The sequence below is a fragment of the Aurantivibrio plasticivorans genome (assembly GCF_055392955.1).
This window is the reverse complement of record NZ_AP036020.1, coordinates 1,479,969-1,495,240: the sequence shown is the minus strand read 5'-3', so window position 1 is coordinate 1,495,240 and position 15,272 is coordinate 1,479,969. Positions and strand designations below refer to the sequence as shown.

The window sequence follows — 15,272 nt, the reverse complement described above, 5'->3', positions numbered from 1 at the left end:
TTTCAGTCGCTAGTCTAACTAGCGACTTCCCTCAGCACCACTGCCGGCGGCACTGTGACAACGCGTCGGCATGCAATTATACCCAACCCACCAATTGTTAGCGTACCTAAACCAATACCCAATACCCAGATAAACACATGGGGTTGCACGGTGATATCAAAAACCCATTGTCGCAGACTGAACAAAAGGATCTCAGAACCAACAACAGCAACAACACCTGCAATCGCACCCAGCACCATAAACTCTATCGAAACACTACCGAGAATCAGCTTCCGAGAACTACCTAAAGCGCGCAATAAACCAGCTTCCTGCATCCGGGACTCCATACTCGCATTCACTGCCGCAAAGAGCACCGTAAAACCGCCTGCAATCACCAGCCACATGACCAACTCGACGCCTTGTGTTACCTGCTCGACAATAACGCGTATTTGTTCGATCAGCTTGTCGAACTCGAACACTACTACCGTAGGATTATCCAATAAAATACTGTTAACGATATGTTTCTGAGTTTTATCTAAGTAGATATCGGCACGATATGTCGGCTGAAATTGCTCAAAAATACCAGGCTCTAATAGAAACAGATACCACTCAAATGATTCCCTGTCGACGGTACGAAAACTTTGAACCTCTACCAGCGCTTCCAACCCACCGATACTGAATGTTAAAATATCACCTAACGCAAGACCCAGTCTTTTAGCGACATCAGCTTCTACTGAAACGCCACCGATAACCGCATCGCTGTCGCTACTATCCTGCCCACCAACCTCTGCTTTATCCGTTGAGGCATCTACGCGGCGGTCTGAGAACCAGGCCCCAGACACTATTTCGTTATCACTTGGCAACGTATTTCGCCAACTGACATTTAGCTCCCGCCGTAAAACGCCGTTGCTTTTCCGCAACGCTTCACTCGGCTTCTCACCATTTATTTCTGCAATTCTCGCACGCAACATCGGCGAAAAGTTTTGCGCTTCTAAACCATTATCTTTTAGTAGCTGGTTGATCCCATCGCGTTCATATTCTGCAACATTGATTAAAATGTGATTCGGTGTATCAGGTGGCAAACGTAACTGCCATTCTTCAAGCATTGAAGTTCGTACAACAATCAATGACAGCAGAAGCATAATCGCCGTAGAAAAAACCATAATCTGAACAATACTTTGCCCCACTTTACGCTGTATACCTGACAGTGCAATTCGCCAAACACTGCCTGCTTGGGCACCTATTTTTCTGCAAAGTCGCAGCAAAGCATATGCGGAAAGCGCAACAACAAGGATTATTCCGATCATACTGATGAAAACAGAGGCAGTTAACCAGATACTTTGGCTATAAATTAGGATCAAACACAATACAGCAAAAGCACCGAGCCCCGCATTGATGGATGCTCGTAACGGCGCGATAGTCATTTCTCTGCGCAATACTTTAATCGGGGGAATTGTTGGCAAGTGCCACAATGGTGGTAATGCAAAAAACAAAATGCACACTAACCCAGTAAAGAGTCCTATCCCATAGGCACTTAGTGAGGCACCACCCAATATCACAGGAAACAAACTACTCAGCGCACTGGCAATTCCCCGCTGGATAATCTCGCCTACGGCCAACCCCACTAATGATGCGATAAAACCTAGCAATAACAACTGACTAAAATACAAAAAACGGACTGTGGCGGTCTTCGCCCCCAAACTTTTCATTAGTGCGACTTGATCAACATGCCTAGCGGCAAATTGTTGCGACGCCATAGCGATAGCAACGCCCGCAAGCAGTACTCCTACGATACCGGACAACATTAAAAACCGTGTTCCCCGATCCAGAGATCTCGCAAGCTGCTCCTGGGAATTTTCTAACTTAATAATCCGTTGGTGGTCAGACAGCTCTGGCTCTAACCATTGCATTGCATCTTCAATATCGTCGTTGTCACCCGCTAACAACCAACGATAATTCACACGGCTTCCAGGTTGAATTACATTTGTAGCAGGGAGGTCGCTAATGTTTAACAATAGTCTCGGGCTGACCATTGCGAAGCCGCCACCACGGTCAGGCTCATTCGCAATAATTTTAGATAAGGTAAAGGTCGCATCTCCTACTTGAACTTGCTCGCCCAATTGCGCCTCAAGCAGAGGCAACAACCTCGAGTCGACCCAGACTGTACCGGGCTGCGGGATACCATTTGCTACCGTAATATCCTTTTGCTCTACGACAAATGGCACATCGCTTACTTCGACTTTCCCAAGCAACGGATAATTACTCGACACCGCTTTAACCGATGCGAGGTTCATTCCCGCATCCGAAAATACCATGGAAACAAATTCTGTTGTGAAAGCTTGATCGAGTGTCGACTCTTCACCGAGCCGGTTGATCCATTCAGCGGGGATAGGTTGCGAACTAGAAATTACGCGATCAGCCCCTAAAAACGTCGCACTTTCTTTGGTTATGGCGAGATCGACGCGACTGGTGAATACACTAATAGCCGTTACCACGGCAACGGCGAGCAACAAGGCAACGGCCAAGACTCTTACCTCTCCGCTGCGCCAGTTTCGCCACAGTAGTCTAGTCGAGAGAGCTACCATTTACAGTAGCACCGATTCGGCGGTTGTCACAATTCCCCCGGCAGCGAGTTCGATATGCTGGCTACAGCGTTGCGCCAGCCGTTCTTCATGAGTGACTAATACCAATGTCGTGTTCAACTCTTGATTCAATTGAAAAATCAAGTCAATCACTTTTAAGCCCGTTGCGGAATCGAGATTTCCCGTGGGTTCATCGGCAAACAAAATCGCTGGCTCACTAGCAAACGCTCTCGCTACCGCAACCCGTTGCTGCTCGCCGCCGGACAATTGCTTGGGGTAATGATGCAAGCGGTGGGCAAGACCAACTCGTTCCAGAAAGACTGTGCTTTTTTCTTTTGCACCTTTCACGCCATGAAGTTCTAAAGGCATCATGACATTTTCAAGAGCCGACAAGCCCGGTAAAAGCTGGAAAGACTGAAATACAAAACCAACATTTTTGGCACGAACTTCAGCTCGACCTTCTTCCGTCATTTGATTGAGGTGGTTGCCATTTAGAATTACCTCACCACCTGTCGGGGTATCTAGGCCTGCGAGAATACCAAGCAACGTAGATTTTCCTGAACCCGATGCGCCGACAATGGCAGCGCTATTTCCTGTAGCTATCGAAAGTGAAACGTCATGAAGAATAGTAAGTTCACCTTCACTGGTGGTCACGACTTTTGACAATTGCTTGGCTTCTATCATTGCAACCTAAACTTGTATGGCTTTGTATAATGAATTAATACGACTGGTTATTATAAAAAAGTTCACTCGTTGACGGCTTTATCGCATACTAACTAGGAAGTTAGATAACGAATTAGCTCAATTAATCGCGAAAGTTATTAAACTGCAATGGCATATCAATATCCGCTTCTTTCAACAATTGAATCACTTGCTGCAAATCATCGCGTTTCTTTCCTGTCACTCGAACTTGGTCTGATTGTATCTGAGCCTGCACCTTCACCTTACTGTCTTTAATCATCTTAACGATCTTCTTACACAGTAGCGACTCGAGGCCAGTTTTAACGGTTACGGTTTGTTTCACCAGTTTGCCTGACGCATAGGGATCGTTAATGTCCAAGCAGCGAATATCAATGCCTGTTTTATGTAATGTGGACTTCAACATGTCCACCATTTGTTCTAGTTGAAAATCGGCTTCAGCCTGTAAATTGACGACATAATCGTTACGTTCAAACGTGGCGTTGACGCCCTTGAAATCAAATCGATTGTTGACCACCCGATTAGCTTGATCGACAGCGTTGGTTAGGTCGTGTTTATCGACTTCCGATACCACATCAAATGAAGGCACTTTGTCACTCCTTGTTTGGATTTACATAGCGCTATCATATCATCGCTGCTATTCCGCCAATCAACATTTGCACCCGACCTTGGCAAAAGACCTGTGTGTCACTTGCGGTTAACACATTCTCAACTAATCTTAAGGCATGACTGAGAAGGAACCCATCGAAATAACAAATGCGTACTATTACTTGCGCCTGGCGAGTAATGGCCTGCAGCCTATTTTCTCTGAACAGTCTGAGTGCGACTTGATGCTGAGCGTGCTCGATAAGCTGTATAGCGAGACCAACACATCGACATTGGCCTACTGCTTAATGACCGATAGCATCCATTTGGTAATTCATGTGGACGAGCTGCTCAGCGAGCAAGTCGCCGACAAGGTTATTTCTACTTACACCTCTCTCTACAACGCACGTCACAACCGAAATGGTAGCGTATTTGACGACAGCCTGGTTTCAACTTTAATCGAGCCTAATCGCTATTTGCTCGCTGTTGTGGCGCAAACCCATAACGCGCCTGTCAACGCTGGGCTCGTCGCACATGCCGCTGCCTATCCTTGGAGTAGCCACAGAACTTACCTTATGCCTGACTGCCCCGAATGGCTGCGCAGAGACGAAGTCTTGCGCTATAGCACAGGCGCTCAATCATCGCGTTATCGGCGTTTTCAAGATTACGTCGAGCAAACACCACCTGATAATCTCGACTGGATCAACGGCAGTCACCCAGAATACTATGCTTTGTCTTCGCGCCACTATATAGACAAGCGCATGCAACCAAACACGCCTAACTCGCGGCAAGGTCACTCTTTATCTATCGAAGGATTGTGTCGTTTGGTTTGCCGTGAGTACCACATACAACCGAGCGATTTACTACTGTGGAGACATCACCGCCTCGGAGTGGAAGTAAAAGGAGTGATCGCCCATTTAGCGACGAGCTTCGGGTTAGCCGACATTCGCAGCCTGGCTACAATGTTAAAAATTGACCCAGAGCTGTTAGCCAGCAGCGTTAATGCCACTGAACAGCACCGTGGGATGTTTCTGCATCGGCTGCGGTTGCAGCTTGAAAAACATTTCATGTCCGTCAGGCCAACTGATTCAGAGGCTAAAGATAAGCGCTTGGATCAACCATCAGACGTGCGTGGCCAATCGAATAACCTAACCACAAAGTCGATCACACCAAGAGGTAACACTCAAAACGATCAAGCGCTAGCCCCCGGTGATCAGATAAGTGGTAAAGAGAGCGGCAGCATTGACGATCCCATTTTTTCGGTGCCTTACCAAGCTTCGGAAGAGACTGCGACTCAACCGCAAGGCCTTAATGAATTACACCCGGAAAACACGCCTCAAAACACAATAGCTTCACCCTAGTGCGCTGCTTAATTAAATTACCAAGGTAATAACTGCCAGCAGACACATCCAAAAAACCCATGTTCGGTAGTAAAGCGCTAAAACAGAACGTAACTCTCTGTGCGTCATCGCAATAGATTGCTCTGCATCGCTTTCAATCCCAAGAGCACCACGCATATAGTGATCAAGTACACTGGGCGTTGTGCGTTTTGCGCAAAATAAACACTCACGCCACGCGGCAAAACAACCCGTAAAATTACCCGTTAGAGCCAGCGATAAGCCAAGTACCCGCGCTGCCGGCCACTCTATAATCCAAAGCCATTTTTTAGCGATATCCACATCCTCTGAGCTTTCGCAGTCGACGATATATAGATGAGTTAGCCGATAAACTAAAGCGCCTGCCGGGCCAAGCAGGATAAACCAAAATAGCACAGCAAATAGCCTTTCAAACCCTCGGTAAGCTACGACGTTCATCATCGCGTCGTGGAGCGCACTCCAGTCACCCTCTTTTATTTCTGCCCGTTCACCATCCGCCACTAATGCATAATAGCTCTCTAGCGACTGCGACCAGTCTTCTTGAAGAAGCCCATTTAAATACTCATCGACACACTGGGTATATTCTCCACGTCCAAGACAGTAAATCAGCACAGGTACCGTCACTAGTAGCCCAAGCCAAGACCAGAGGCTGGTCACTGTGCCGTAAATCACTATAACCACAATTACGGGTACTAACAGAGTCGCGGACAATGAGGCACCCGGCCTTTTCAACCAGCCCTGCGATGATACTCTCACCGCCCACACTGAAAACCAGCTGTCATGGTGAAGAGGACGGCCAGAGCCCGATAGCTGAACAAATAGATAGACGATTAAAACTGTCAAAAACATCATTGTTTAATAAGCCTGTTCAGTTGAATTAAAGCTGCACCTGTAAGTGTGGCATTCCTAAATTAAAGTAATTAACCACTTAACTCACCCAAGAACCGCGCCCATTCAAAGGCTGGTCCAGGATCCGTTTTTCTCCCAGGGGCAATATCGCAATGGCCAACAATAGACCGCTTATCTATGCCCGGATAGACCTGCATCAACGTTTGTGTAATGGCGCTCAGCTGACGATACTGTTCAGGCGTATAAGGTATATCGTCGGCCCCCTCCAGCTCAATACCAATAGCAAAATCGTTACACGCTTCACGCCCATCAAAAAGGGATTTGCCTGCATGCCATGCGCGATCATTAAAACTAACAAATTGAATCACACGACCAGTTCGCTCAATGAGTAAATGCGACGACACTCGCAACCCCCGCAGCCGCTCGAAATAAGGATGGTCTTCACACGCTAAGGTGTTACAAAAAAGCTGCTCTATTTCTCCACCGCCAAACTGACCTGGCGGTAAGCTTATATTGTGTATCACTAGTAGATCCACCTCGCAGGATACTGGACGCGAATCATAGTTTGGGGAAGTGACATGAACCGCAGGCTCGAGCCAACCGTGGCGTATCTGGTAGGAAAGATTCTGACTAATTGAATCGCGGGTGGACATAATGACAGTGCAATAATTTCAGGTGCCGAGATTATTGCACAGGCCAAGTTCATTGCACAGGTGAGCGCCGCGCAAGATGATAGAGTGGTAATAGTCAAGCGAAGAGGCTACTCCGCGCTTTTGGTAACGCCTTTCGCTCGTTTACTGCCGATAACCGCTTCTAATGCACGATCAAACAGCATGGTGTCATCCAATAAGGTGAGGCTACCGCCCTGTAATGCCAGCGCTAAGGACTCCGCCGTTTCTTCGGCGACTTTCATGCCGCTGCGATTCACGAAGATATATTTTCCTGTAGCCTTGATAATTGCAGCCAACCGGCATCGATATTTACGATCTTGCTCATCAACCATTTCGAACCACGTGCCGTGGGTCAAACGTTGTACAAGTGACAGGTATTCCTGCTGAATATTGGCCGCCGACGCGCTTGTAGAGGATTTGCCTGTAGACGCCTCTGCTTGAGTTTCCGCCTTTGGAGCCTCCTGTACAGGCTTTGCGGCCTCTTGACTCGGTGACGAAGGCGATGCGGGTGTATTGGCAGGCTGAACCGCTTTCAACGCCGGGCGCTGATTACTCTCCGCACGGATTGAAGACCTATCGGGTGTTTCAGAAACGACTCTTTTACTACCACCGTTCGCTGTGGGAACTGAGCTAGGCGCATTAGCCGACGCTGGCGCTTTGAGCCTGTCCAAGTGAAGTTTTTCAAGCTGGCTTAGCAACTTTGTAAGTTCAAATGGGTTGAAAGAAATTGACTCCAAGCCCTTTCTCAAGCGCTTGATGAGGTTTGGAATCATTGTCAGCAACGCTTTTCTTGATGCTGCATCAACTGGCGTAGTTACACTCCAAACAATGTCTTCGGCAGTCCGGATTGCCTCACCCCAGGCAGCACTCTTACCGCCCTCTTTTAGGCAAATAAGGAACATGACGTTATTCCAAGCTTCTGCGAGTAAAGCATTGGCAGCGTCTGGTAGTTGGTTGTCACCAATGACTTTGGCGAGCGCTTTCGCTACCTGAGCACGGGCCGCCTCTGCTTTTGCTTTTCCATCCTCGGCATCAACCATGCGTTTTTCAAGTAATGCCGCTCGGCGTTTTTCTTTGTCAATGAACGACACGAAATCAGCCAGCGCATCACCAAACATGGATTGATCCGTTTCAAATCCACTTAACAAGTTATGTACTATGTCCGAAATTTTGCGGTACAGAGGATCTTTAGGCTCATCTCCGGCTTCTGCTGACGGATCTTCCTGCCAGCCTACAGACGCCGTAGCGATTTCATTCAATAACCGTCTAGCCGGGTGACCTGGTGTGCTGAAAAAACTGGAATCCATGATCGCGACTTTCAATATCGGGATCTGCAAACGACCAATCAGCGCCTTCATTGGCTCAGCCAGGTTTCTATCATCGAGAATAAACTCGAACAACATTTTCACTAGGTTGATGACGTCATTTTGTTTGTCACCCACATCCTGTGCGTTCTTCAACAAATAACCAAGAACATTATTTATTTCAGCCTGGACCGCCGCGACAGTCCCTGCGGGATGTTGTATCCATTGGTCACTTTGCTGAGTTTGTACTTGTGACAGCGCCTGCAGAAGCATCGCATTAGGGTCTGAGGGTGCAGACGGAGCGCCGCTAGTGACGCCCTGCTGGCCTGAGTGCGTTGCGCTAGCGCCGCTATGATTACCGAGTGCACTACCCGTTGAGGGGGCTGCATTTGGCGCAACGCTTTGCCCAGCCGGGGCATTCTGCGTCTGTGGCGCGGAGGTATGACTTGTCGAGGGACGAGAGGGAGTCTGCCGCAATGCCTGAGGTTGCAACGAAGGCAACACATTGGCATCAATTAGAACGTTGTTGAGCTGTTCGTATATATGTGGCATTTGCTTAACCACATAGTGATCGAACAATTTAAACAAGACCAGCTTGACCTTGAAGTCGATGGCCAAACCATTGACTCGATCAACAAATAGCGTGCTGACCACAGAGGGGCCGACGGGGTTGTTCTTTTGATACACCTTGATGGGAACGAGACTATCTAATCTCAACGAGAGCAACTGCAGGCTCTCACCGCATAATTCGTTGGCTTTTGCAGCCATCTTATCGACGGCAACCATTGCTTCCAACTCATCATCCTGCACAAGCGATAGGTTATCGGAAGAGGTTTCCTGGGTGTTTGCTCTATCTTCACGAACCAAATCGGCGAAGGACTCTTCCATATCCTCCATGAATTTACTTTCAACAGTACGACGCTGAATTCTGACTTCACGCATCGACTCAAAATACATATTTTGATCGTTATTGTTGGTTGCCTTGTCTGCCAAACTGAACAGCGCATCATCCGCATTGTCGAACAACGCACGCAAGGCCTTAAGAAATAGCTGTTTACCTTTTTCTTGTACCTGATGTACGGGCGCCGGCAACCGCGCCAACTTCGCTTTTTCAGTCGGGTTCATACTGTTTTTCGCCTTAAAAGGCACCACCGTCGACACTTTTGAGCTCATAGTCATGTTGCTCTGTCTCCAACAACCGAAAGATCCCCAATCGCTAAGATTACCGTCACTGGTGTACGATAGATCGGCCTAAATTGAGCTAACTTTAAGTATTGCTCAAAACCGATAGATAGGAAGCAAAACCCCACGCTCCGTTGTGAAAGGCTAACAACTCTAGTATATAGAGACGCCATCTTAACGCTTCCGGCAATTGCCTGAATCGCGAAGTCTGTCACAAGAAGGAATATCAAAAGGGCTTGCTTATTCTTTTTTTATTCTAAAAAAATTGTAAAGACTCAGTTTCTACTACTTTATCTCATTACAAAGGCTGCATTAGACATGAACGACCCTGCTCCCGGCCAAGGTATTGGCAAAGGTATGCTCATCTTAGGGTGGGTACTGGTCCTCGCCGCCCTCACGATGTTTTTCGCCAACTGGGAAGAAAATCAACGTAATCCCAACGCGCAACTAACGGGAACTTCCGCTGGTGGAGTCAATGAAGTGATTCTAAAAGCAAACCAGCAGCACCATTACATCGCCCCTGGAGCGATTAACAAAGAGCCCGTGACCTTGTTGCTTGATACGGGGGCAACAGATGTAGCCGTGCCAGGGCACCTTGCCGACAGACTAGGCCTTCAAGCCATTGGCAAGGGCTATGCAAACACAGCCAATGGCACAGCAGAAATTTACTTCACAACCATCGAAGAATTAACACTCGGCTCGCTTACGTTTCACGACCTTAGGGCAAGTATTAGCCCAGGAATCGAAGGCGACGAAGTATTGATGGGCATGAGTGCACTAAGGCAAGTTGAAATGATCCAGCGAGACGGCCAATTAATCCTTCGCCAATACCCCCAATAGTCAAATAACGCAGGTGATGATGGAGAGGTCTAACAGATTCAAATCTGCTATCATCCCACCAATTACATTAAACAGCTCAAAGCAGTAATTCATGATAAATTCAGTACCCAGCCTAGACGACTACCCCACCCTGAAACGCGATATCGAACGCGCTGTAGCCATCGCACTAGAAGAAGATATAGGCGATGGCGACATCACCGCTCAACTTATTCCGGCGGACAAAACGGCCTCAGCAACCATCATCACTCGCGAAGATTGCGTCGTTTGCGGCTGCCCCTGGGTAGAGGAAGTCTTCAAGCAACTTGACCCAAATGTCACGATCACCTGGAATGTAAAAGACGGCGACCACGTCGACGCTAACAGCACATTGTGCAGCCTAGAAGGCAATGCAAGAGTTCTCCTAACCGGCGAACGCACAGCGCTAAACTTTCTACAATTACTCTCAGGTACCGCCTCCACCAGCCGTTCCTACGCTGAACTGGTCAAAGACAGCCCAGTAAAAATTCTCGACACCCGAAAAACGATTCCTGGGCTCCGCACCGCTCAAAAATATGCCGTAGCCTGCGGCGGGTGCTTTAACCATCGCATGGGGTTATATGATGCGTTTCTGATTAAAGAAAACCATATTGCGGCTTGTGGGGGGATTGCAGAAGCAATTGCCCAGGCCAGGAAACAAGCTCCAGGAAAAAAAATTGAGGTCGAAGTTGAATCAATTACTGAACTCGAGGAAGCCATTGACCATAACCCCGATATTGTGATGTTAGATAATTTTTCCAACGAGCAACTTAAACAGGCTGGAGATTGCAAACCAATCAAGCAGCTCTACGAAGCATCTGGAAACATTGACCAAACTAGCCTCGACCAGCGCCGGAACGCATGCGTCGACCTTATATCAAGTGGTTCTTTAACAAAAAACATCATTGCAATAGATTTATCTCTTAGAATAATTATTTAGCGCACGACTTTTTTTGTAATAGGGAGCTAAAAACATAGAGACCCGTTTAGCGGGTCCCAACTTTCTCATAAAGACGGACAACATTACACCATTACAAGGCTCACTTAATGAAGGAAGGATACCCTCTGGTTACTATTTACATCCCCACTAAAAACAGACACAAGTGCCTTGCCAACGCTATCAACTCTTGCCTAACTCAATCTGAAAAAAATATCGAAATCATTGTTGTAAATGATGGGTCAACCGACTCCACTCCGGAATTACTGCAACATTACAGCAATTCCTTCGATAATATTCATCATGTAAATATGAAACAATCACTGGGCGCTCCAGCCTGTAGAAACGTTGCAATAAAAATGGCTAAAGGTAAATTTGTTACAGGCCTAGATGACGACGACATTTTTGAGGAGTTTCGAGTGCGTGACTTTCTGAGCATATACAACTCAAAATGGAGCTTTTTATGTAGTACCGCTAGCGAGTGGCAACCTGAGACCGGAGAGGTAATAAACACGCACCCATCCAATAAAACAATTAGCTTTAACGAAATAAAAAGACGCAACCTCGTTGGCAACCAAATTTTTATTGAAACCCAACGAATCCAAGCAGTAGGAGGATTCGACGAAACTCTGCAAGCATGGCAAGACTACGATCTGTGGTTCAGACTTATAGAAAGATATGGCCCGGCATTCAAAATAGGAAATAGCTCTATGAGGATTAGAACCTCAGGCGAAAGGATCTCCTCTTCCCCAAAGGCGAAAATTGGCTACCAACAATTTATAGCCAAGCATAAAATCAAGCTTTCAAAGGAAGAACTTTTATCACAATCTATCAACGATCTTACAAACAGAAGAGTAAAATTATCGCTCTATAAAAGCCTGATAGTCGGCTTTCAAACAAAAAACACAACTAGGATGTTGCTTTTGTACCTTCGAACAAACTTTAATTGGCTTTATACTACTGCTGTAAAGTTTGCAATAAAAGCTCCAAAAATAAAAAATTAACTTAGCATTAGATACAGCAAATAACACCACCCATACACGAAAGCGAACACAGCCTGAAACGCCAGCCCGCCCAGCATCAAGCGACAACCCTTATAGCATTACCACACAAATAAGCCCTATAAACTCAAAAAATAAATCAACCTACAATCGTCGATTGACTCCCGCAGCGTAAGCTGACGCGAGCACCAATTTAACAACTGCATTTTTTAAAACATATGGAAAGCAACTTTTGTTTGAAAGAAGCATGTCAATAAAATTAGTTTTTCCAGCCAAAAAAGGATACAAAGCATACAAAATTTTAACCAACAGCCCCTTATTCACCCTAGGATCAACTTTGGCATAATTTGAGCTCACATACTCTGAGTAGTGCAGCTGTGAAAAAACCTCACCTGAAAAGCAACCCATTTCATACATTTTCTGAACCAACTCCGCAATATAAGTTGGAGAGTAGTGAATAACTAGCGCGCCGTCGCAAAAAGAAATTTTTTTGCCATGAGACTTCATGCGTATTAACAAATCACGATCTTCAAACCCATAACCTTTATAAAGAGGCGAAAACACTTCCAGTTTAAACCATTCGACAGGCACAAAAAGATTAGTAGAAGAAATAGCTTCTATCGATCCTTTACCCAACTCCTCTTTCCATTTTGAAAAAACGTTTTCTTGATACGTCTTCCAAAACTTATTCCGAGACTCGGCCCGCAAACCACCATAACTGCCTTCTTTATTATTTCGAACAGACTCGTAATGCTTTAAAAGCGCATCATCATTTACAAAGGCACAATCAGCATCAATAAAACCTACGACCTCCCCATTTGCCGCTCTAATTCCTGCATTACAAGCCAACGCTCGACCCGAATTTCTATCTAGCTCTACAATTTTAATACGAAAACTTTTTCTCTCTTCTAGATAATTAAGCAAATTATCCGTCGAACCATCATCGACAACAATCAATTCATAAGAAAAAACATCTGATGTTCTTTGGGATAATAAATTATCAATAGTATTTTTCACCACCGGCATACCGTTGTAAACGGGAAGAATTACACTCAAATTTACACGGGGTGACTTGCTTATCTTCATACGGGGCAACCTAGCACTTTTTTACGACTCTTTACTCTCACTAGCTAGTCGATTCAATAGGCATCGATAATTTTCAACTACAACCTTCCAGTCAAACTTTGAAAACACCGATGCCCTGCCTGCATAAGCCAAGCCATCTCTTAACTGTTGATTACAAATCAGCATTAAAATGGCGTCAGCCAATTTTTCAGAATTTTTTTCCGGCACCAGAATTCCGGTTTTCCCATTCTCGACAACATCTCTAATAGCCGGAAGGTCCGAGGCAACTACTGCGCAGCCGCAGCCCATTGCCTCTACTGAAGTTAACCCCAACCCCTCTTGATCTCCATCCTGGCCAACAACAGAAGGGACCACCGCTATACTCTGACTACGTAGTATTTCAGGAATCTCAGAGTTTCTCACAGCCCCAACAAAAACAACATGCTTACTCAAACCAAGATCATGAACTTGCATTTTTAATACACTTGCCAAGGGACCGTCACCGACAATGGTAAGCTTAGCTCGAGCTTCTGACTGCAAAACAGTTTCGAAAGATTCTATAAGGTATTCAACACCTTTCTTTTCGACAAGGCGACCAACAAATACAACACCAAATTCGTCTCGTAGCGCCGCGTGACTAGCAGTAAACATACTGGACAAATCTACGCCCATAGGAAAAATTTGAACCTTCCCATCAGGAACAGCGAACTCGTTCGCACACACATTTTTCATGTTTTTGCTAACGACCGTAACCATATCGGCATTTTCGAGTGTCCAACGCTTTAATAAACGCCCCAAAAATCCGTTTAACGAAAACAAATCTGCTCCGTGAGACGTCACGAGGAAGGGAATATTTTTAGCCAAAATTTTCTTAGAAAGCGCAGCCACTGCCCCTTGTGGCAAAATCCAATGGGCGTGGATCAAGTCGAATTTTTCTTTGTGAAGTAGTCGAACAGTGGCAAGGATTTGCCCCATAATAAAAAGTGGCACAAGAAGGTACTTAAGCTTATTTGCTTTCAAGTTAGCAAGGATACCTCCACCATAAGCTAGAGTTTCCCACTTGGAAAAACAATACCTGTACCTCAGAACTCTTACACCCTCAATGTACTGCTCAGCTGCGGCGCCAGGTGCGCTTGGAGTCAATACCGTTAACAACATATCACCAGCTAAAGAAAGCTCTTCAGTCAAGTTTTTAACGAAAGGTGGTAATGTGTCGTTATCTGACAATGGATATGTTGATGTCATTACCAATACACTAACCACCTCGCTCTCCATCAAAATCTCTTAACTATTTTTTATCTTGACTACTTTTTACGTAAAGGAGAGAAGTAATTTGCTCTGAAACCAGGCCAATTAAAAAAACAAGCACGGATGTTGAAAACAACAACGCACTCATATTGGTAAATCGCCCCTCGGTGACCAATGTATAGATATAATAAAATAGGCCTGTACAAAAAAATGCCATGCTTATCGGGAAGAACAGTTTTAAAGGAGAAAAAAGTGTCCCCACCTTAAAAATAATTAGCAGGAATCTCGCACCATCCCTCCAGACATTGATATGACTTTTACCCGACCTGCTTAACACCTCTATAGGGCAATACGCAACCGAATAACCAGCTCGAAAAAATGCCATGGTAGATGTCGTTGGATAGGAAAACCCATTCGGCAGCAAATTGATAAACTCCCGAAATTTCACAGCGTTTACGACCCGAAAACCAGAGGTTAAATCTAATATAGCGTGGCCAGTAATCCAGCTCGACAGCTTGTTATATATTGTGTTTGCTACTAACCGCCCAAAACTTGCTTGATGTTTCGTAGAGCGCGCACCTACGACCAAACTATAGCCTTCTTCGTACGTGCCTAGCAGTCGCGGAATATCTTCAGGTCTGTGCTGTCCGTCAGCATCCATAAATACCAGCACTTCCCCCAATGCCTTTCTAGCGCCAGTTTTTATTGCAGCCCCGTTGCCCAACGAATAAGGGTGAGAAATAACCTCGGCACCTGCTTGTGCTGCAAATTTGGCAGTTAAGTCATCTGATCCATCGTCCACAACGATAACCTGAGCTTCAGCAAGTACATTTACAACCTCAGCCACAACACTTGCGATAGAATGTTCTTCGTTTTTGGCTGGAATAACCACGGATATATTTTTAGGATGAATCTTCACTATTTGGTTACCTTAATCCA

General features: G+C 45.8%; 13 protein-coding genes. 4 read left to right on the top strand and 9 right to left on the bottom strand.

All coding sequences use genetic code 11. From position 1 onward, the window contains the following. Positions 1-14 precede the first annotated feature (14 nt). From ACZ5NB_RS06670 to ACZ5NB_RS06660, 3 genes are all read right to left on the bottom strand, one after another. Positions 15-2,564 (bottom strand): ABC transporter permease, encoded by a 2,550-nt coding sequence (locus ACZ5NB_RS06670; RefSeq protein ID WP_460232253.1) that lies wholly within the window; start codon positions 2,562-2,564, stop codon positions 15-17. Then, the gene (locus ACZ5NB_RS06665; RefSeq protein ID WP_460232252.1) at positions 2,565-3,245 is read right to left on the bottom strand and encodes an ABC transporter ATP-binding protein; all 681 of its coding nucleotides are present in this window, start codon (positions 3,243-3,245) and stop codon (positions 2,565-2,567) included. A gap of 121 nt (positions 3,246-3,366) precedes the next feature. Continuing rightward, positions 3,367-3,849: a YajQ family cyclic di-GMP-binding protein gene (locus ACZ5NB_RS06660; RefSeq protein WP_460232251.1), complete on the bottom strand. Its 483-nt coding sequence runs from the start codon at positions 3,847-3,849 to the stop codon at positions 3,367-3,369. 136 nt (positions 3,850-3,985) lie between these two features. Between ACZ5NB_RS06660 and ACZ5NB_RS06655 the strand changes: the two genes are divergently transcribed. After that, complete coding sequence (locus tag ACZ5NB_RS06655) at positions 3,986-5,206, top strand: transposase (RefSeq protein ID WP_460232250.1); 1,221 nt, start codon at positions 3,986-3,988, stop codon at positions 5,204-5,206. Between the two features lie 12 nt (positions 5,207-5,218). Here ACZ5NB_RS06655 and ampE read toward each other — a convergent pair whose 3' ends face one another. From ampE to ACZ5NB_RS06640, 3 genes are all read right to left on the bottom strand, one after another. Further along, positions 5,219-6,073: a regulatory signaling modulator protein AmpE gene (gene ampE / locus ACZ5NB_RS06650; protein WP_460232249.1), complete on the bottom strand. Its 855-nt coding sequence runs from the start codon at positions 6,071-6,073 to the stop codon at positions 5,219-5,221. 68 nt (positions 6,074-6,141) lie between these two features. Then, on the bottom strand, positions 6,142-6,723 hold the full coding sequence (gene ampD / locus ACZ5NB_RS06645; protein ID WP_460232248.1) for a 1,6-anhydro-N-acetylmuramyl-L-alanine amidase AmpD: 582 nt from the start codon (positions 6,721-6,723) through the stop codon (positions 6,142-6,144). A 107-nt stretch (positions 6,724-6,830) separates the two neighbouring features. Then, entirely contained in the window at positions 6,831-9,224 is a 2,394-nt protein-coding gene (locus ACZ5NB_RS06640; RefSeq protein WP_460232247.1) for a DUF1631 domain-containing protein, read from the bottom strand. Between the two features lie 321 nt (positions 9,225-9,545). Between ACZ5NB_RS06640 and ACZ5NB_RS06635 the strand changes: the two genes are divergently transcribed. The 3 genes from ACZ5NB_RS06635 (at position 9,546) to ACZ5NB_RS06625 (ending at position 12,023) form a co-directional block, all read left to right on the top strand. Continuing rightward, positions 9,546-10,067, top strand: coding sequence for a retropepsin-like aspartic protease family protein (locus tag ACZ5NB_RS06635; RefSeq protein ID WP_460232246.1), 522 nt, complete (start codon positions 9,546-9,548; stop codon positions 10,065-10,067). 91 nt (positions 10,068-10,158) lie between these two features. Further along, positions 10,159-11,022, top strand: a complete 864-nt coding sequence (gene nadC, locus ACZ5NB_RS06630; RefSeq protein WP_460232244.1) for a carboxylating nicotinate-nucleotide diphosphorylase — start codon at positions 10,159-10,161, stop codon at positions 11,020-11,022. A 107-nt stretch (positions 11,023-11,129) separates the two neighbouring features. Beyond that, the gene (locus ACZ5NB_RS06625; protein WP_460232243.1) at positions 11,130-12,023 is read left to right on the top strand and encodes a glycosyltransferase; all 894 of its coding nucleotides are present in this window, start codon (positions 11,130-11,132) and stop codon (positions 12,021-12,023) included. A 141-nt stretch (positions 12,024-12,164) separates the two neighbouring features. Here the strand turns inward: ACZ5NB_RS06625 and ACZ5NB_RS06620 are convergent, their stop codons facing one another. Genes ACZ5NB_RS06620 through ACZ5NB_RS06610 form a run of 3 tightly spaced genes read right to left on the bottom strand, consistent with a single transcriptional unit; the run spans position 12,165 to position 15,252 of the window. Further along, positions 12,165-13,106: a glycosyltransferase family 2 protein gene (locus ACZ5NB_RS06620; protein WP_460232242.1), complete on the bottom strand. Its 942-nt coding sequence runs from the start codon at positions 13,104-13,106 to the stop codon at positions 12,165-12,167. Between the two features lie 21 nt (positions 13,107-13,127). Next, positions 13,128-14,360: a glycosyltransferase gene (locus ACZ5NB_RS06615; RefSeq protein ID WP_460232241.1), complete on the bottom strand. Its 1,233-nt coding sequence runs from the start codon at positions 14,358-14,360 to the stop codon at positions 13,128-13,130. 13 nt (positions 14,361-14,373) lie between these two features. Then, positions 14,374-15,252 (bottom strand): glycosyltransferase family 2 protein, encoded by an 879-nt coding sequence (locus ACZ5NB_RS06610; RefSeq protein WP_460232240.1) that lies wholly within the window; start codon positions 15,250-15,252, stop codon positions 14,374-14,376. Positions 15,253-15,272: the final 20 nt, after the last annotated feature.